Here is a 17,776-nt window from a genome sequence, read left to right as displayed (position 1 = left end):
CCTATACGTCCCCGGTATTGAGGTATTTGACGACGATCGCGTCGAATTCATCGGGGCTCTCGTATTGCGGCCAGTGACCGCAATCTTTCCGCATGACGTACATCTTGCCCTTGCGCAGGCGCGGCAACGCCAGTTCGGCTGCGGCCACGTCATGGATCGGATTGTGCGTCGTCCAGAGCAGCAAGGTCTCGGCTTCGATCCGTTCGAGATCGACCATGTCGGGCATGGTGTCGCCATCCTTCGCCTTGTTGAGGCGTGCGAACACGAGCGGTGCCGATTTCTGGAAATCCGGCTGGGTGTAGATCGCTAGGCGCGATTCAACCAGTTCCTCGGTCAGCAAATCCCAGTTGCCTTCGTAGATCAGCCAGCGCATCCGGCCCAGGATGCTCTCGAAGCTCGGCGGCTTGCCGACGTTGGCCTGGGTGAGGTTGGCGAGGTCGATCAGGTCCTGCCGGCCCTTTTCGCTCGCGATCGGGATGCCGCCCGTCGTGTTGAGGATGACCCGCATCGTGCGCTCGGGATATTTGATCGCGAAATGCGCGGCGACCATCCCGCCCAGCGATTCCCCGGAGATGTGCGCCTTCCCGATGCCCAGCACATCCATCAACTCCTTGAGCTGCTCGGCATAGTTCTGCGGCGGATATTCGATGTCCGTCTTTTTCTCGGAGAGGCCATGCCCCACGAAGTCGAAGGCGATGACGTGGAAATGCTTGCCGAGCGTGACGACGTTCTTCGAATAGGCCTCGATATGCCCGCCGATGCCATGCATCAGGAACAGCGCTTCGGGATTGTCCCTGCCGGCCTCCGCAATGCGCACGCGCCCGAAGGTCGGCGTATCCACGTAACGGATTTCGGCACCGAGGAAGTCGATCCAGATTGACATTATTCCTTACCTTTCAATGCGGTGTCAGGCGATGGTGATGATGTTGCGCTTGTGCCCCCAATCCGACATCACGTCGTGGATGCGCGGCTTCCAGGTCGCGTCGTCGACGGTGATGCCTCCCCAGCCGAGTTCGAGGCCGAAGCCGGATGGGGTCACCATGTAGAAGCTGAACATCTGGTCGTTGGGGTGATGGCCCAGCTCGAGAATGATGGGCACGTCCGCGGCCTTCGCCCGATCGAACGCCGCGCCGACATCGTTCATGTCGCAGAATTCCAGCATCAGATGGTTGAGGCGCTTGCGCGACGGAAATGCGCCCGTGGCCAGCGAATGATGGCGGCCGGTCGCGGAGTGGAAGAACGTCGCGTCCGCGTAGACACCCGGAGCCATCTGCTGGCGGATGCGATCGGTATATTTCAGGCCGAGCACGTCCTGATACCAGCGCACCGACGCATCATAATCCCGCGCGACGGGCAGGATATGCCCGATGCCGAGATCTCCGGTGTGGAAGCCGGGCCCCCGGATCACCGCCGACAGGTCGCCGCCGTCATCGTTCCGGCCGGTACGGCTGCAGAAGAATTCGTGCGTGAATCCATTGGGATCGGCAAGGCTGTACAGGCGCGTGACCGAGCGCGCGTTGGCCCGGTCGGCGCTCTCCTCGCGCACATCCGCCCCCTTCTTCCGCAAGCCCTCTACATAGGCGTCAAGCGCGTCGGGCGTTCCCACGTCCCAGCCCGCGTGGGTCAGATCGTCATCATCGCCTCGCTCGATGAGGATGCGCCAGGGATGATCGTCCATGCGCAGGCCGATCGTATCCGCGCGTGGCTGGCAAATGCCCATGCCGATCACGTCCGATGCATAGGTCCGCCATGCGTCGAGGTCGTTCGTGGCCACCACAAGGTACGCAAGGTTGCGCAGCTCGGTCATCCATCCGTCTCCTGATCGCCATGTTCGCGAATGGCGTTGGCCCACGGATATTATCGCTTTGGTATTGTCACAAACGATATGTTTCGATAGCCATTATCGCAGAGGACGATAAGGATCACAGGGATGCAACTCCGCGATTTCGACATCAACCTGCTGACGACGCTTGAGGCCATCTGGATGACGCGGAACGTTTCCGCCGCGGCGAAGACGCTCAATCTCGCGCAATCGACCGTCAGCGCGGCGCTCAACCGATTGCGGGCCAGCCTTGATGACGATCTGTTCAACTGGACCGGGAGCGAGATGGTGCCGACGCCGCTTGCGGAACAGATCATGCCGGATGTCGTCCGCCTCCTCGCGAACGTGCGCGGTGTTCTTGAGAAATCCCATGGCCGGCTGGCGAGCGTCGAGAGGCGCGTGGTCATCGCGACCGTGGATTATGTGGTCGCGTTGATCGGGCCCGAGCTTCTTGCGCGTGCTGCGGCCGAAGCCCCCAATCTCTCCTTCGATTTCGTCGACATGAAGCCGCAGACCCTCACCCGCGCGACGAGGCCTGACGTCGATATGTTCATCATTCCCAGCAATGCGCTGCGGATCGCGGGATTGAAACGGCGACTGCTCTATAGCGATACCTATGTGTGCGTCGGGGCATTGGACAACGAGGCGCTATATGAGGGGATGCCTGCGGACGCTTTCCTCGCGCTGCCTCATATCGGTTATTCCGCCACCCCACGCACCACCGTCAATCACGAGACCATGCTGTGGGACGAGTTGGATGCCGAGACGGGCTATCGCCTGACCATGGGGAATTATCTCGTCTTTCCCCACATCGCGGCTCAGACCAACGCGGTGGCTATCCTGCCGAAGCGGCTCGCTGTTCCGATGACGCAGGAAAAGCGGCTGAAATTCATCACGCCGCCGCTGCCGACGCCAGATTTGCCGATCTCCGCGCTGTGGAAGCCTGCGCAGGAGGACGATGTCGCCGTGACATGGCTCCGCGAAGCCGTCGCGGCCATTACGTCGGACTGGAGATAGCCGCCTCGCGCCCCGCGATCCGGCCAAACACCGCGCCGCTCGTCAGGCCCGCGCCGCCAGGATAACGGTCGTAATAGAGGCCGCCGACCAGTTCGCCCGCGGCATAGAGATTTCCGATCGGGGAGCCTTCCTCGTTCTGCACGCGCGCTTGCGCGTCAATCGCGAGGCCGCCGAAGGTCAGCGTGATCCCGCACGTCACTTCATAGGCGACAAACGGGGGCTGGCTGATCGCGCGGGCCCAGTTGGACTTGTCGATCGCGAGGCCATGCGTGCGGCGCCCGTCCAGCACCGCGGGGTTGAACGGCGTGTCGGCATCGATAGCCGCGTTATATTCGGCCACCGTCCGAAGGAAGCCGGTCGTGTCCAGGCCATCCAGCTTGCCGGCCAGTGCCTCCAGCGTGTCTGCCTCGAACCGTGCCGACCGCGGGGTGCGGTATTCGTCAGGAAGCATCGCGATACCTCTGGCGTCGAAGATCTGCCAGCCGGTGCCACCGGGCTGTTTCAGGATTTCGGCGCCCATCCGAGAGTAAGTGTAGTTGCGGAAGTTCGCGCCCTCGTCAAAGAAGCGATCGCCACGACGATTCACCACGATCCCGAGCGTGAAATAGTTCTTCTGCTGGTTCAGCGCGGTGATCGTACCGAAGTCGTCGGCGCCTGCATCGAAAAACACGCTATGGCACCCCGACCAATTGCCATGGCTGCGAGCGCCGATGTTCAGCGCGGCCTGAATGACGTTGCCGGTATTGTAACGAGAGCCACGCACCTTCGCCAGATCCCAGCCGGGGCCGAGCGTCCGCACGCGCCACTCATTATTGGCGTGATAGCCGCCCGCCGCGAGAATGACGGCATCGGCCGGGAGCGTCTTGCCGTCCGCCACGACGCCGGACACCATGCGTCGATCGCCGATCAGTGCATCGACTTTCCAGTCGTAACGGATCTCGACACCCAGCGCTTCGGCGCGCGCGAACAGGGCGTCCACCAGACCCAGGCCGCCGCCGGCGGTTTCCACGGTCAACCCGCCCCAGAAGACATTGCGGCCATCGATCTTGAATGACTGGCGCCCGTAGGCAGGAAGGAACCGGACCCCTTGGGCCTGCATCCACAACACTGCCGGCAGGCTCTCCTCAACCACTATATCGATGAGCGCCGGGTCCGCCCGATAGCCGCTCATCTCGCAAAGATCGGCATGGAATTTGTCCGCCGGGTAGCTCCCGAAATCGGAGATTTCACGTTCGGTGTCGGTCAGGTCCGGAACGATGCGCTGGATGTCGGAGGCGCCGTCATAGGCGACCCGAAAGCAACCGCCCGTGAAAGCCGAATTGCCGCCGCGCGCGCGTTGCGGCGCACGCTCCAGAACGACGACTTCGGCGCCCGCTTCGGCAGCGGAAATCGCTGCACATAACGCGGCGTTTCCCGCGCCGACGATGACGACCTTGCGAGCCATACCGGTAACCTGCTCCAGTACTTCAATAAATTGCGAGATCGTGCGCGGCCGATACATTGCCGCTGAAGGTCTTTTTCACCCCGGCCACATCTTCCGCGCTGTCGCTCCCGTCGGGCAGGCCCGGCACGAAATGGCTGAGCACCACCGATCGCGCGCCGGCCTCGGTGGCAAGACGGCCGACTTGCTGCGGCGTCATGTGCTCCGCCAGCATGTGGTCGATCGCATGCTGGAGCTCCGCGGGCGACCAGTGGTTCTGCTGTGCAAGCATCTTCAAGCCCGCAATGGTTTTCTGCGGATTCATCACCTCCGAAACGATGATGTCCGCACCTTTGGCGAGCCTGGCGACGGCGGGGCTTGCGCCGGTGTCGCCAGTGAATACGATTGTCTTGTCAGCCGTTTCTATCCGGTAGGAATAACTGATCATCGACGAGTTGTCGCGATCCGCCGGAAGCAATGCATAATGGTTGTTCCGCGCGGCATAGACGCGCACCTTGTCGTCGGAGAACACAAGACCCTCCGCTACCAGGTTCTCGGCGATGAACCACTGGGCGGCCCCGGAATCGGCCAGATAGGAGGTCCAGGGCGCTCCGGATGCTTTGGTTGGGGCCTCGCCCCCCTTACCGTCCAGCCCCTCCGCATGGAAAACGCCCATCGGGATCGCAATGTAGCTGAGTGCCGCGGCGACCATTTCCTGCGTGCCCGGCGGACCATAGATTCGCCACGGACCGAGGCCCGGATACCAGGGATGGGCGAAGACATCGTTGGCGATCAGCGCCGCCAGATCGATGTCATGATCGGGATGATGATGTGTGATGAAAACGGTGGAGATCGTCTCGGGCCGGATTCCCGCATCGAGAAGCCTGCGAACCGTGCCGAGACCCGCGTCGAAGAGGTAGCTCCGGCCGCCGATCTGGACGAGGTTGGCCGGTTCGGATCGTTCGCGCCGTAGCGGAGGGCCGCCGGCCGTGCCGAGGATGATGAGCTTGGTGCCGGGCGCCGTCGTGTCGACCTTCGCCGGTGCGGGTGATTGGGCGCTCGACGGGATCGCCTGCACCGCCAGCAACGGGAAGAACGCAAGCCACAAGCCGTGGCGAAAGCGCTTTGAGAATGGCGTTCCGGTCCGGACAATCAGGTCATGCACCTGCGCGCGCCGGGCGGTATGTGTCCTGTGCCGTGGCAACATCATTCTACGTCCTTTTCAATCGCAGACCGTAATCAGCGCGCCATCAATCCATCCATAGTCCGCCGTTCACATCGATGATTTCGCCCGTCACGAATGCGTTTTCGTCGGCGCACAGCCATGCCGCCATCGCCGCCACTTCATCGGCACGGCCGAGCCGCGATGCCGGTATTTGCCTGATCAACGCCTCGGGAAACCCGCTTGTCATGGCACTGGCAACGGGGCCAGGCGCCACGGCATTGACGGTGATGCCATGCACCGCCAACTCCTTGGCGAGATAGAGCGTCAGCGCATGCACGGCCGATTTGGCCGCGCCATAGGCCGCGTTTCCCGCGCGGATCTGTTCGCCCGGATCGATCCAGGGCCGGGGATTGCCGCCGTTCTTCGCCAGAACCGAGCCGATGTTGACGATGCGGCCGGACTTCTGCGCCTTCATGGGGGCGATTGCCGCCCGGCAGGCAAGGAAGACGCCGCGTGAATTGATCGCCTGCACGCGATCCCATTCCTCGACGGTTATGCTTTCGAAAGATCCCTGCGACGTGATGCCCGCCGCATTGATGAGACAATCGATCCGGCCGAAATCCGCGATCACCCGATCGAACAGCGCGCTGATTTCGTCGGGCTCCGCCAGATCGACGGCATATGCCCGGTCCGAATTGTCCCGCGTCGCGCCCAGAGTGCGGTCGGCGACAGCGATCAGTGCGCCGCCCTGGCGCATTCGCCGGGCGATCGCGGAGCCGATCATCCCGCCGCCGCCGATGACGAGGGCAACCTTGCCATCAAGGGCGATGCGGGTCACGCAACGGCTCCGGCGCAATGAAGGGCCGCAAGGCGCCCGAACACGGCGCCCCTGAGGACGGACGTCGATCCCGTATAGGTGCGATAGTAGATTCCGACGGTCTCGCCAGCGGTATAGAGGCCCGGTATCGGGTTGCCATCCAGATCGAGCACACGGGCGTGCCGATCGATCTTGAGCCCGCCGAACGTGAAGACGTTCGCCGAAATGATCGGCCATGCGCGAAATGGAGCGACCGTCAGCGGCCGCGCCCAATTCGATTTGGGCGGCCATAGGTCCTCGGTCGACAGGCCATCCGTTTCGAGCGGCCGGAAGTCCCCTGCGCGGCAGGCCGCGTTGAAGCGTTCCACCGTCTCCGCGAAGCGGCCTGCGGGAAGCCCGATCATCCCGGCAAGGCCGGGGAGGGTGTCGGCGACCAGCGCGGGTTGATCGGTTCGGCTGCCCTTCCTCCAGTTGGGAACGTCGTCGAGGCCGGCGTCCGTGATGAGCCACGCGATGCCGTCGCGTTGCTGGAATATCCTGCGCGTGACGGACTCATAATGCGCATCGACTGTTCCAGGCGCCTCGTCGGTGAAACGGTCGCCATCCTTATTGACGAGGATGCCATATGGGAAAGTGAAGATCGCCGGTTCGGCGCAGCCCGAGCGCGGGTCGATCGGCTCGGCGTGATAGCTGCCGAAGTCGCCGTTGGGCGCCGCGCCGATATCGAGCGCCATCCGGATGCCTTCGCCCTTGTTGTAGTGACCGCCGCGCGCGACCGGACGCAGATTGATCGCGGCCGCACCGATATAACGCGCCAGCATCTCCGGATTGCCTTCGAAGCCGCCGCACGCCAGGATCACCGCATCCGCTTCCAGATCGCCTTTCGTTGTGCGGATTCCCGTGACGCGGCCATCATGAGTGATCAGCGCGCGGGCGGTCGTCTCGAAACGGAACTCGACCCCGGCAGCTTTGCAGGCTTCGGTCAGCGTCTCGACCATGGCCAAGCCGCCGCCGACCGGCAGCAAGCGCGTCGTGGTGGTGGTGATGAACGCGGTGGGGAGGAAATCAAAGGTCAGCCCGGCCTGTTCCAGCCATCGCAGCGTGAGCCCCGCGTTCTCGACGAAGCTGCCGAGCAATTCCGGATCGACGGCCGATTGGCTGCGTGCAAGAGCGGACCAGCCGTCATGGTCGCGAACCATTTCCTGTTCGATGCCGGGGTCGGTGTACCCACCCGCGTTCGCCATGAAGTGATCGACGAAGTCATCCGCGACTTCGTCCAAGGACTTCATGCGCAGATAAGCCTCGGTGTATCGCGTATTGCCACCATGTTCGCCATCCGGCGCGCGGTCGACCAAGATGACGCGCGCGCCTTTCTGCGCGGCGGTGAGCGCCGCGCTGAGGCCCGCAATCCCGCTTCCCACGATAACGATCGAGCGCATCGCCTCAGTCCACCTTGTAGCGTTGTTCGAGCGCGTCCCACTTGTCCTTCGCGACCGCGGTCTGGCGTTCCTCGAACGAAGCCAGCCGGCCGGTGACGGCCTCAAGGGATCCTTCGGCCTTGAGGGAGTCCAGCACCTCGTGCGACGCGCGTACCGCCGCCTGCAACGCGGCGTTCGCGTACAGCACGATCGCGAACCCCATCGCCGCCAGTTCCGTCTGGGGCAGCGGCGGTGTCTTGCCGCCATGGACGATGTTGGCGATCTGCGGCACGCCCAGGGCGGCGATGCGCCGCATCTGCTGTGCGTCGCGCGGTGCCTCGACGAAGGTCATATCGGCGCCGGCCTCGATGAAAGCCGCCGCCCGATCGAGCGCGCTATCCAGGCCTTCGGCAGCCAGCACATCGGTGCGCGCGATCACAAGTGTGTCCTTGCTGCGCGCATCGAGCGATGCCTTGATCTTGGCTGTCATCTCGGCGACCGGAACCACGCCTTTGCCGCTGAAATGGCCGCACCGCTTCGGAAAGCTCTGATCCTCGATCTGTATCGCCGCTGCCCCGGCCCGCTCCAGCACCTTCATCGTGCGCCATGCGTTGACGGCATTGCCGAAGCCGGTGTCGGCATCGACGATGAGAGGCAGGGAAACCGCGTCGGCGATGCGCGAGACCGTTGCCGCGACCTCATCAAGCGTTGTGAGGCCGATATCCGGAGCTCCCAGTGCCATGTTGGCGATGCCCGCTCCGGTCACGTAGCAGCATTCGAAGCCGATATCCTCGATGATCCGGGCAAACAGCGCGTTTGCCGCGCCGGGCGCCAATGTCGCCTCGCGCCGGGCGACGATCTCCCTGAGACTTGCCATGGAGTCACGCCTTTCCGGGCGCGTTTAGGAAGTCGGAAGTAGTCACGACGCGCCCGATCGCGGGGGCGATTTTCGCGATGAAATGGTCGTGGAGAGCCGCGTCAGGCGCGGCGCACATATCCTCTATCACGACAGGCGCGAACCCGGCATCGTCGGCGAAGCGCGCTGTGCTCTCGACAACGAGATGGGTCGCCACGCCGCCGAGATAGAGCGTGCGGTGGCCGCGTTGCATCAGCCACGTCATCAGCCCGGTATTGAAGAACGGATTGACGCATTGCTTGGTGATCACGAGTTCCCCAGCGATCGGAGCGACGTCGGGGTGAAATTCGCTTCCCCATTCGCCGGCGATCGCCGCGCGATTGCGCTTGAGTTCCTCAATGCGCCCGGCAACGCTCAGGCAATCCAGATAGTCGGGCCGGAACCCGAGCCGGACGTGGACGACCGCAAGCGATGCGGCCCGTGCGGCGGCGAGCGCGCGGGCCGCGTTGCGCAGGACTCCGCGCTCCTCCACGATCCCGGCGAGCCCGTGCGAACCGACCTTGCCGTTGGGATCGACCATCTCGTTTTGCAGATCGAGGAGAAGTAGCGCGGATGACATGTTGCTTTCCAAATCAATAGAGGGCGTTTGCGAGGGGCGCGCCGCCTGACGGCGCGGACCAGATCCATTCGTCAGAACCTGATCGACGCGCTCATGCCGTAGGTGGCAGGCATCCCGGCGAAGCGCGCGGTCACGTCGGCGATCTTGTAGGAGTTCGTCCAATAATATTTGTTCGTGATGTTCCTGCCCCAGACGGTCAGCGTCCAGGAATTGTCGGCGGCGCCGAAGCCCGCGCGCAGCCCCAGTAAAGTGTACGGGTCGATCGTCAGGATATCATAATTGCCCAGACCGGAATTGGTCCGGGAGTGATAGAGCGCGTCGCCCCCGACGAATGCCCTGTGATTGCCGCCCACCGACCAGTCATATTGGATGTCGGCATGGGCCTGCCATTTTGGCGTGAATGGAAAGCTCTCGCCATTGAAATTGCGCACGACGCCATATGGATCATAATTGGTGAAGTCGCCGATTTTCGTATCCAGATACGTAGCGTCGGCGGATAGCTTGAGCCCGGCGACAGGCATCCAGTTGAGTTGCAGCTCGGCTCCGGTGACGTGCGACTTGGGAATGTTGACCAGATGATTGAGCGGTCCGAATATGTTCGGAGTAAGCACTACGCTGCCGAGCGTCTGCTTGTCGGTATAGTCATAATAGAAGAGCGATCCGTTTAGCTGCAACGATCTGTCGATCAGTCGCGCCTTGAAGCCGGCTTCATACGCAAGAATGCCTTCCTGCTTCACGGGGATATATTGCGCGTAGGAAGTCGCCGGAAGCGTGGGAAAGCTTCCCGACTTATATCCCTGGCTGATATTGGCGTAGAGCAGGCTGCCGTTCGCGGTCTTATAGTCCACGCCGACGCGCCAGGACACGTTGTTTTGCGTGAGGCTTTGTGAAGTAAGCCCCGGTTGCAGATCGGGGCCCAAGGTGGTGCATGAGCCGGGGCCGTAGGACACGGGCACGCCGAGCGAGCCCAGGATAATCGTCAATGCCTGGCCGGAGGCGCCGTTCAGGCTGTTGCGCGTGCAACCGGAGAAATCGACCGTCGTGCGCGTGTATCGAATTCCGCCGTTCAGCGTTAGCCTGTTGGCGAAACTATAAGTGAGGTTCGCGAAAGCCGCGCCGGTTTCGAAGTTCTGATGGGTTTCGACCGGCGTTACGTCAGGCGTCGGCACCCCGAAAACGGCATGAAACAAGCGGTAGCCCGACGCATCGGGGGCGGACAGCAGTTGTGTTTCGTTGATCTTGTCGTTCTCATAATTGCCGCCGACGATCCACTGCAACGCGCCATCGGGCGACTTGCCGGAAAGGCGCAGTTCGGAAAACGTCGAGTCGATGTTCCCGATATCCTGTGTGTCGGCGAGCTTCAGCGCGGTGCCGTCCGGATCGACGGAGGCGCGCTGCTTATAATAACTGTGGGTCGTCAATGATGTGAGCGTGACGGCATCCGAGATGTCGAAATCGATCCGGCCGGTTAGCTGATATTGACGATCGTGATGGCGTGGATTCAAGCCCGGGGTCCAGTCGGCCGCCCGCGCATCGCCCGAGACGAGGGGAAGGCCGGTCAGAACCGGGCTGACGAACGGCGGCTGTAGCGGATTGATCTGGATGAGCTGGGAAGCCTGCGCATCGGAATCATCCGCGAACGCTCCGAACGTCAGGCTGGCGCGGACGTTCGACGCCGGCTTCCACGCGAGCGAGGCGCGGCCCTCGGTGAAATTCCTGGCGCCGAGCGTGTCGTTGCGGGTGGTGCTGCGCTGCCAGTCGCCGGACATCTCGTGCCTCACCGCGACCCTCGCCGATAACGTGTCTGTGATCGGCCCCGAGACGAAGCCGGAAAAGTCGGCGTCGTTGAAGCGGCCAAATGATATGTCGAGGCCGGCTTCGGGCTTTTCCGTCGGCTTTGCGGCAATGTAGTTGACGGCGCCGCCGGTTGAATTCGATCCGAACAGCGTTCCCTGCGGTCCCTTGAGAACCTCGACACGCTCCAGATCGAACGATGCGCCGCGGGTTATCGTGGAAAAGGGCAGGGGGGCCTCATCCACATATACGCTGACCGCGGGCGCCGCGCCGATCGCATAATCGTAGAAGCCGACGCCCCTGAGGCTGTAAACCGGCGCGCCATATGCCGACTTCGTGAACGTGAAGCCCGGCACGACGCTGGCCAGTTGGTCAGGCGACGTTACTCCCATATTGCGAAGCGTGTCGCCGGATGCGGCCGTGATCGACATCGGCACGGTGTTGATCGACTCCGAGCGCTTCTGGGCGGTCACGACGATGTCGGGGAGCGCCGTGGTGCTGTTGCCATCCTGCGCCTTGGGGGCGTCGCTTGTTTGTGCGGACGCAGGGTTGCCCAGGCTGATCGTGCACGCAAATGCGATGCTCGAGATCATCACGGTGCGTTGATTTTTCTTCATTCCTCTCCCTCCCAGCGTTGATGCGGTCGTTGCTCGTCCGTCTGCTGATGGTTGAGAGGTTATGTGGCGCCCCGGCAATTGATGGTAGCGATATTTTTTGATTGCAAGTATCGATGTAGACGCTAGGTGACCTTTGCCGCGATCGCAGAAAAATACAGCCTCTCGATACCCCGACTTTGCATCCGCTACAGTCTTCCATTCGGCACGCCGCCGCTGCCTCGCACGGTTAGCTGCGGCGTCGAGCAGGACCTGTCCGGTGTCGCGCAGCACGCCCTATGACCAGCAGGCGATCACGACCGCGCCGATGATGCCCATGATCGGGTCTATCCACCCCGATCCGAGGTAAAGTCCGGCAAGCAAGGCGATGATTGTGAGAACGGAGGTTGGCGCAAAACCCGAGCGCCGCGATCCAGATTGCTTCGGCATAATTAATAGGCGCGGGTGAGAGCAGCCATCCTGCCGATTCCACGCCAATGCCCAATGCGACCAGCTCCAGGACAAGGGCGGGAGCGAAGTCAGCGAGGTCGCCAACCTTCCCGGAGCCGACCCATAGGCGCTGGTGCCCATCGCCGGACTCCATCTTCCAGCCTGCCGGGCGAACATCGTCGCGGATGCAGGGGCGTCCCTTGAGCTTCTTTCTGACCGCCGGTTAAGATTGCGAGGGACGCGGTCGTCCAAGTGTCAGGTAGCAAGTGCCACTTGGCGCAATGCGCAGCTCAACAACGACTCCGGCGAATCCAGCATGTCGAGAACGTCATAATGGTTCGCAACGAAACGCCGGCTGAAAAAAAGCTTGCCCGCTGTCTCCAGGCTATCGACGAATACTTGCGATTGACGCTTGAATTCCATGCTGTCGCCTTCGGCGAAAAACACCGATGTCTTGCACGTCAGGTTCTGCAAGTGACGCAACGGGCTGAGCCGCAAGATTTCTTGCGGCGACAGGTAGACATAATGCCGCCGCGCGCTGAGCATCACCGGGATCAGATTATAGATGCCGCTGATACAGGCAAGGCTCCGCACCGTACCTGGTGAACGGTCGGCCGTCGCCGTCGTGGCAGCGAGATGCGCGCCAGCGGAATGGCCCACCATATGAAGATTGCCGGCATCGTAGCCGAAAGACCCGGCGTTCTGCCCGGCCCATTCGATTACCCGGCGAATCTGCTCCACCACGTCCGGCATGGCGGTTCCCGGCAGCTTGCCGAACTCCGGGATCGCCACGCTGATCCCGGCCGGCACATAGGCATTGGCAACGAAGGAATGGCTTTCCTTCGATGAGGCACGCAGGCGCCGCCATGGACGAAAATCGCTAGCGGCGCGCCCGGAGCGTCGGCCGGGAAGAAATCCAGCGTCTCATCTGCATAAGGACTTTATCGTATGTCGAACGTGCCGCGCAGTTGCTGCCGTGCGCGCTCGCTCATCACCGCGTGATTTCGCAGCAAGGCGTCCGCGTCGCTCACCCACGCGCGCTGGTCGAAGTTACGGTCCAGCTCTTCTTGCGTATAGTCGAGGAACACGCATGGCCCCGACGCTATCGCGTTCATTTTCCGATCACTTCGCGCACGACCCGAAGGAACTGCAACGCCATCCCGGAGGGGGAGTTCTTGAACCGACATCTCCGGCGCCTCCAGCGGGCGCATCACATTCGTTTTCATGCCCAGCATCGCGAGCGACGACGGCACGAAGGTTATACCCACGCCAGCGGCGGTCAGCATCAGCAACGTGGAGCGCGTATCGGCCAGCGCCGCCACCTTCGGGCGGATACCGGCATTCATGAAAAGCTCGCGGATCGGGCCATGATCGCCATAGGCGCCGGTGTTACGGTAGAGCACCAGATTATGCCCGGCGAGTTCCGCGCAATGCACGATTTCCCGCGTCTCCAGCGGATGACCACCGGGCGGCAGCACCACGTTCCGCTGCGCCGCGCGGTTGGCCCGGAATTCGTGGCGCTCGGCACGGATATGGATGCGAACTACAAGCCGGTGCTGACCAGCTACCGGCAGATTCCCCTGCTGGCTTCGGAGCTGCTGCGGCGGGGATATGGCGAGCAGGAGACGATCGCGTTCGTCGGGGGCAATTTCCTGAGGCTCTTCGGCGTGGTCTGGAAGGGACGTTCGATCAGGTAAGGTATTGCCAGTCCTTGCCCTGAGGCCCCTTCGGCGGGAAATCCGGCGAGCTTTCGGTGGCCCAGTCGTTCGTTCACGCGCAATGTCTTCAGCTCAGCGAGGGTAAAGTCCTCGGTGAACCGCATCGCGCAGCCCAGGGGGCGTGCCGTGCCGATCCGGGGGCCTCCTAGTCCGGTTGCGCGGCAGAACGCGCCTGATCGAGAATGGTGCGGCTGATCGTCTGCGCCTCGGCAACGAGATGCGCGTTGCGGTCGCGACACATTAACTGGCCGATGATGGAGCGCACATAATCGGGATTGGCCCGGTCCACCGTGGCGAGCGCCGTCGCGCAGCGTTGCACGCCGCATTGGCTGAGCGCGGCTACGATGTAGCCGGACCCTGAATGCTAGACCACCGCCGCGAGGTCGAACATGTCGCGCGGCTGGAAGCTCGCACCCCGGAAATAGACCTTCTTGGCGATGATCTCGGCCGGCGTCTCCAGCGCCACATCACGGCCGCGCACCTGTCGCCGTTCGACTGGATCCTGAACGATGCTCGGCGAGCAGATGAAGTCGATCTCGCCGATATCGGCGTAGGCGAGCTTGAGCGCGCCGGCTCCGTCGGTCTGATAGCCGTCCGGCCGCCGCGACAGGGCCTAGCCCTGCGTCTCCGGGTTCAGGAACGGCAGCACCTGTGGGTCGTCGAGGAAGATGTCGATGTCGTCGCTTTCGCGGTGGTCGATCTGGAGCATCAGCGCGGTTCCGCCGCTGAAGCTCCAATCCGGCGCGAAGCCCTGCGCGGCTTCAAAATGACCGAGGATGTCGATGGCGGTCGAACAGCAGCGGCCATTGGCTCGCCCGAAGGGCCGCCATCAGGCCGCCAGCGGCAACTTGTAGCCCGAAAGCCTGGCGATCCGCGTGGCGAGCGCGCCTGCCTTGGCCGCGTCCACGTCCATTTCCGCGATGAACTGCTTCTGGATGGGCGCGCTCACCTCGGAGAAGAACGCGAACACCGGCGCGCTCTTCACGCTTTTGGGGTCGGCGATCATCGCCGCGAGCTGGTGCGCGGTCAGGTTCGCGCCATAAGGCGCGTTCACAGTTGCCAGCACTTGGGTCGCCACGTTCGTCATCGGTCAAATCTTCCAGCGCGAATCCGTCTGGATCGCCCGCGCAATATAGGCTTGGGGGATTAGCAAGACAACAATCAGGCCGACCGGCTGACGCTGGCCTAGCCCAGCAGGTTGGCAAGGCACAGGCCGGTCGGTCCCGCGCCGACGATGATAACGGATGTCTCGCGCTTCACCGCCAGCCTCGTTTCAGGCGCGCCGCGCGATACTGTTGGACAGGATACCGATCTCGACCTCCACGGGATCGAGCCACCACCTGTCGCCGGAGCAGGCCGGGGCGATGGCCACCGCTGTCGCCGCACATGCGCTGGTGTTAACCCACCTGAGCGTCGTCGGGCCGACGGCCGCGGTAGAGCCGACCCTGTTGTCGCGCGCCCGATCGACATTCGTCGGCCCGGTAACGGTGGCGCGCGACCTTTCACGCTTCTGCTTGGACTCGAAAAACGGTGCCGCGTCCGCACGCTCAGTCTATAAGGCGAATTGAAATTTACTTGACCTCAGCATCTTTAATTCCTTGTGGCCACTAATGATCGGGAAAAGGAAGAAACCGACATGACCTATGCACTGACCGGCTTTGAGGGAAAGGTGGCGGTGGTCACCGGCGCCGGTCGGATGCGCAGCATTGGACGACCGATCGCGAGGGTACTGGCGCAGGCCGGTTGCGACGTGGTGCTGACGGGCACGGGGCGGCCGCCCGAGGCCTATCCCGAGGACGAACGCGAAGCGAACTGGCGCGATATCGAATCGGTGGCGGATGAAATCCGCCAGCTCGGGCGTCGCGCACTGCCGGTGGTTTCGGATGTGAGCGACCCGGAGGCGGTCGAGACGCTGCTCGCGCGCATCGTCAACGAATTCGGCCGCGTGGATTTCCTCGTGAACAATGCCGGCGCAACGCGCGGCAACGATCGTGTGCCCGTCACCGAATTGTCGATCGACACATGGCAAAGGGTGATGAATGTCAATCTGAACGGGACGTTCTATATGTCCCGCGCCTTTGCTCGGCAAATGAGTGAACAGGGCAACGGCGGCGCGATCATCAATATCTCGTCGCTGGCGGCCCAGTTGCTTGCCCCCGATACCGGCGCTTACGCAACCACCAAGGTGGCCATCAACGGCCTGACGACCATCATGGCGCGCGAACTGGGGCCGAAGAAAATCCGGGTGAATGTCGTCGCGCCCGGCATCGTGGAGACGAGCCGGCTCGACGACGTGCCGCGCGGCAAGGTGTGGGATGACATGGTCTCCGCCTATATTTCGCTGGGGCGTGCAGGCACAGGTGAGGATATCGCGCACCTCGTGACGTTCCTGTGCAGCGATCAGGGCGAATGGATCACCGGGCAGACCATCTATGTCGATGGGGGGCATCTTCCGACTCCCCGGCGTTAGGAAAAATTCTTTTCATCGCGCGATAATGAGACATTTTTATTGCGAATGTCTCATTGTTGTCTCATAAAGAGACCGAAGCGGGCTGGAAGGGAAGGAAGCCATTGGGCAATTGGGACGCCATTCTCGGCGAACTCCAGCGCAAGCGCGATTTCGCCACGGCGATGGGTGGACCGGAACGCCTTGATCGTCACCGGCGCGCCGGGAAATTGAACGCCCGGGAGCGCGCGGCGGCGCTGTTCGATGAGGGGAATTTCGTCGAGCTAGGCGCCTTTGCAGGCAACCTGAGCGAGGGTGGGGAAGCCTCCGCGCCGGCGGACGGCCTGATTGCCGGATTCGGCCGGATCGACGGCGGGCCCGTACTGGCGGGGATCGAGGATTTCACGGTGTTGGCCGGGTCGATTGGCGACGCGGGTTCCGCAAAGCGCTATCGACTGGCGCAACTTGCCCGACAGGAGCGGGTGCCGCTCGTATTCATGCTTGAGGGCGCCGGACACCGCCTGACGAATGAGCATTCCACGCCCGCTCCGGGTGATCTTCAGGCGCTCGTGGAATTGTCCGGGTTGGTGCCGATGGTCTGCCTCGTGATGGGGCCTTCGGCGGGACATGGCGCGCTGACCGCGCCGCTCAGCGATTTCGTCGTGATGACCGAAGCCGCCTCGCTGTTCGCGGCCGGGCCGCCGATCGTGAAGGCCGCGCTCGGCGAAACCGCGACGAAGGAGGAACTGGGCGGGCCGGCGGTGCATGTGAAGGCTTCCGGGCTCGCGCATAATCTTGTCACCGACGATTCCGCCGCCATCGCCATGGCGCGATCCTATCTGTCCTATTTCCCGCGCAACGCGTGGGAGGGATCTTCCAGAACGGAAGGGCCGGATATGCAGCCGCGAATGCTCGATGGCATTCTGGATCTTATCCATCCCGATCCGCGCATCCCGTTCGACGCACGCGTGTTGCTGCGCATGCTCGCTGACGAGGGCGCTGTGCTGGAGGTGCAGCCCGACTTTGGCGGGACGCTCGTCACCGCGCTGGCGCGACTTGGCGGACGAAGTGTCGCGATCGTCGCCAACAATCCCGCGGTGCGCGCCGGAGCGGTCGATTCGGCGGCGGCGCAGAAAGCCGCGCATTTTCTGGAGGTGGCGGATGCCTTCCATCTGCCCGTCATCTTCCTCGCGGACAATCCAGGCGTGTTGCCCGGAACCGCATCCGAGCGGGCTGGCGTGCTGCGTAGCGCCGCCCGCATGTTCACCGTCCAGCACCGACTGCGTACGCCGAAGCTGCATGTCACCTTGCGCAAGGCGTTCGGATTCGGCTCCTCGATCATGGGGATGAACCCGTTCGACGGGCAGACGCTGACCCTCGCCTTCCCCGCGATCAGTCTTGGGGCGATGCCGGCGGCGAGCGGCGCGGCGGCGGCCGGGCTTGGGGAAGCCGCGCGCGCAAGGGCGATCGCCGAGCAGACGGCGGGCGCTTGGGCAATGAGTGACAAGATGGTCTATGACGCGGTGATCGATCCTCGCGAATTGAGGAATGCCCTGCTCGACGGCCTGTCGTTAGTGTCGGCGCGGCTGGACAGGCCGTCGGAGCCGAGACCCGGCGGCGTCACGCCATAAGCCGGAGTCG

19 protein-coding genes and 1 pseudogene are annotated in these 17,776 nt (G+C 63.1%); 5 read left to right on the top strand and 15 right to left on the bottom strand.

The window, feature by feature from the left end; all coding sequences use genetic code 11:
• Position 1 precedes the first annotated feature (1 nt).
• Together F9288_RS17050 and F9288_RS17045 are read right to left on the bottom strand one after the other, a co-directional pair.
• Positions 2-883 carry an alpha/beta fold hydrolase gene (locus tag F9288_RS17050; RefSeq protein WP_174837887.1) on the bottom strand — a complete coding sequence of 294 codons (882 nt, stop codon included), beginning with the start codon at positions 881-883 and terminating at the stop codon, positions 2-4.
• A 24-nt stretch (positions 884-907) separates the two neighbouring features.
• On the bottom strand, positions 908-1,807 hold the full coding sequence (locus F9288_RS17045) for a VOC family protein (RefSeq protein WP_174837886.1): 900 nt from the start codon (positions 1,805-1,807) through the stop codon (positions 908-910).
• A gap of 123 nt (positions 1,808-1,930) precedes the next feature.
• Between F9288_RS17045 and F9288_RS17040 the strand changes: the two genes are divergently transcribed.
• Positions 1,931-2,839 carry a LysR family transcriptional regulator gene (locus F9288_RS17040; protein WP_174837885.1) on the top strand — a complete coding sequence of 303 codons (909 nt, stop codon included), beginning with the start codon at positions 1,931-1,933 and terminating at the stop codon, positions 2,837-2,839.
• Here F9288_RS17040 and tcuA read toward each other — a convergent pair.
• The 10 genes from tcuA to F9288_RS16995 form a co-directional block, all read right to left on the bottom strand.
• On the bottom strand, positions 2,820-4,340 hold the full coding sequence (gene tcuA / locus F9288_RS17035) for an FAD-dependent tricarballylate dehydrogenase TcuA (protein ID WP_174837884.1): 1,521 nt from the start codon (positions 4,338-4,340) through the stop codon (positions 2,820-2,822). The two genes, F9288_RS17040 and tcuA, sit on opposite strands and share 20 nt — an antisense overlap.
• On the bottom strand, positions 4,306-5,469 hold the full coding sequence (locus tag F9288_RS17030; protein WP_174837883.1) for an MBL fold metallo-hydrolase: 1,164 nt from the start codon (positions 5,467-5,469) through the stop codon (positions 4,306-4,308). Before F9288_RS17030 ends, tcuA begins: the two co-directional genes overlap by 35 nt.
• Before the next feature lie 40 nt (positions 5,470-5,509).
• Entirely contained in the window at positions 5,510-6,262 is a 753-nt protein-coding gene (locus F9288_RS17025) for an SDR family NAD(P)-dependent oxidoreductase (protein ID WP_174837882.1), read from the bottom strand.
• Complete coding sequence (locus F9288_RS17020) at positions 6,259-7,680, bottom strand: FAD-dependent oxidoreductase (RefSeq protein ID WP_174837881.1); 1,422 nt, start codon at positions 7,678-7,680, stop codon at positions 6,259-6,261. Before F9288_RS17020 ends, F9288_RS17025 begins: the two co-directional genes overlap by 4 nt.
• A 4-nt stretch (positions 7,681-7,684) precedes the next feature.
• Positions 7,685-8,536, bottom strand: a complete 852-nt coding sequence (locus tag F9288_RS17015) for an oxaloacetate decarboxylase (RefSeq protein ID WP_174837880.1) — start codon at positions 8,534-8,536, stop codon at positions 7,685-7,687.
• A gap of 4 nt (positions 8,537-8,540) precedes the next feature.
• A complete protein-coding gene (locus tag F9288_RS17010; RefSeq protein WP_217482548.1) occupies positions 8,541-9,296 on the bottom strand; it encodes a cysteine hydrolase family protein in 756 nt (251 codons plus the stop codon).
• Positions 9,206-11,545 (bottom strand): TonB-dependent receptor, encoded by a 2,340-nt coding sequence (locus F9288_RS17005; protein WP_174837878.1) that lies wholly within the window; start codon positions 11,543-11,545, stop codon positions 9,206-9,208. Before F9288_RS17005 ends, F9288_RS17010 begins: the two co-directional genes overlap by 91 nt.
• Before the next feature lie 273 nt (positions 11,546-11,818).
• Positions 11,819-12,112 (bottom strand): hypothetical protein, encoded by a 294-nt coding sequence (locus tag F9288_RS21945; RefSeq protein WP_217482547.1) that lies wholly within the window; start codon positions 12,110-12,112, stop codon positions 11,819-11,821.
• Positions 12,113-12,226: 114 nt separating this feature from the next.
• Entirely contained in the window at positions 12,227-12,829 is a 603-nt protein-coding gene (locus tag F9288_RS17000) for an alpha/beta hydrolase fold domain-containing protein (protein WP_302675337.1), read from the bottom strand.
• An 83-nt stretch (positions 12,830-12,912) separates the two neighbouring features.
• Positions 12,913-13,452 carry a LysR substrate-binding domain-containing protein gene (locus F9288_RS16995; protein ID WP_174837876.1) on the bottom strand — a complete coding sequence of 180 codons (540 nt, stop codon included), beginning with the start codon at positions 13,450-13,452 and terminating at the stop codon, positions 12,913-12,915.
• On the opposite strand from F9288_RS16995, the gene F9288_RS16990 reads away from it, so the two are divergent.
• Positions 13,429-13,668 (top strand): membrane dipeptidase, encoded by a 240-nt coding sequence (locus tag F9288_RS16990; RefSeq protein ID WP_174837875.1) that lies wholly within the window; start codon positions 13,429-13,431, stop codon positions 13,666-13,668. The genes F9288_RS16995 and F9288_RS16990 overlap by 24 nt on opposite strands.
• Positions 13,669-13,834: 166 nt before the next feature.
• Here F9288_RS16990 and F9288_RS22215 read toward each other — a convergent pair whose 3' ends face one another.
• The 3 genes and pseudogenes from F9288_RS22215 to F9288_RS16975 form a co-directional block, all read right to left on the bottom strand.
• The gene (locus F9288_RS22215; RefSeq protein ID WP_174837874.1) at positions 13,835-14,008 is read right to left on the bottom strand and encodes a hypothetical protein; all 174 of its coding nucleotides are present in this window, start codon (positions 14,006-14,008) and stop codon (positions 13,835-13,837) included.
• A gap of 390 nt (positions 14,009-14,398) precedes the next feature.
• Positions 14,399-14,467: pseudogene (locus tag F9288_RS22210) on the bottom strand (hypothetical protein); the annotation flags it as partial.
• A 51-nt stretch (positions 14,468-14,518) separates the two neighbouring features.
• Positions 14,519-14,776, bottom strand: coding sequence for a hypothetical protein (locus tag F9288_RS16975; protein WP_174837873.1), 258 nt, complete (start codon positions 14,774-14,776; stop codon positions 14,519-14,521).
• Positions 14,777-14,984: 208 nt separating this feature from the next.
• Between F9288_RS16975 and F9288_RS16970 the strand changes: the two genes are divergently transcribed.
• The 3 genes from F9288_RS16970 to F9288_RS16960 all read left to right on the top strand — a co-directional run bounded on the left by F9288_RS16970 (position 14,985) and on the right by F9288_RS16960 (position 17,766).
• Positions 14,985-15,257, top strand: coding sequence for a hypothetical protein (locus F9288_RS16970; protein WP_174837872.1), 273 nt, complete (start codon positions 14,985-14,987; stop codon positions 15,255-15,257).
• 101 nt (positions 15,258-15,358) lie between these two features.
• On the top strand, positions 15,359-16,159 hold the full coding sequence (locus F9288_RS16965; protein WP_217482546.1) for an SDR family NAD(P)-dependent oxidoreductase: 801 nt from the start codon (positions 15,359-15,361) through the stop codon (positions 16,157-16,159).
• Between the two features lie 101 nt (positions 16,160-16,260).
• Positions 16,261-17,766, top strand: coding sequence for an acyl-CoA carboxylase subunit beta (locus tag F9288_RS16960; RefSeq protein WP_254620920.1), 1,506 nt, complete (start codon positions 16,261-16,263; stop codon positions 17,764-17,766).
• Positions 17,767-17,776 lie beyond the last annotated feature (10 nt).

Source organism: Sphingomonas sp. CL5.1, from assembly GCF_013344685.1.
Taxonomy (GTDB): Bacteria; Pseudomonadota; Alphaproteobacteria; order Sphingomonadales; family Sphingomonadaceae; genus Sphingomonas.
This window is presented reverse-complemented; position numbering and strand designations above follow the sequence as displayed.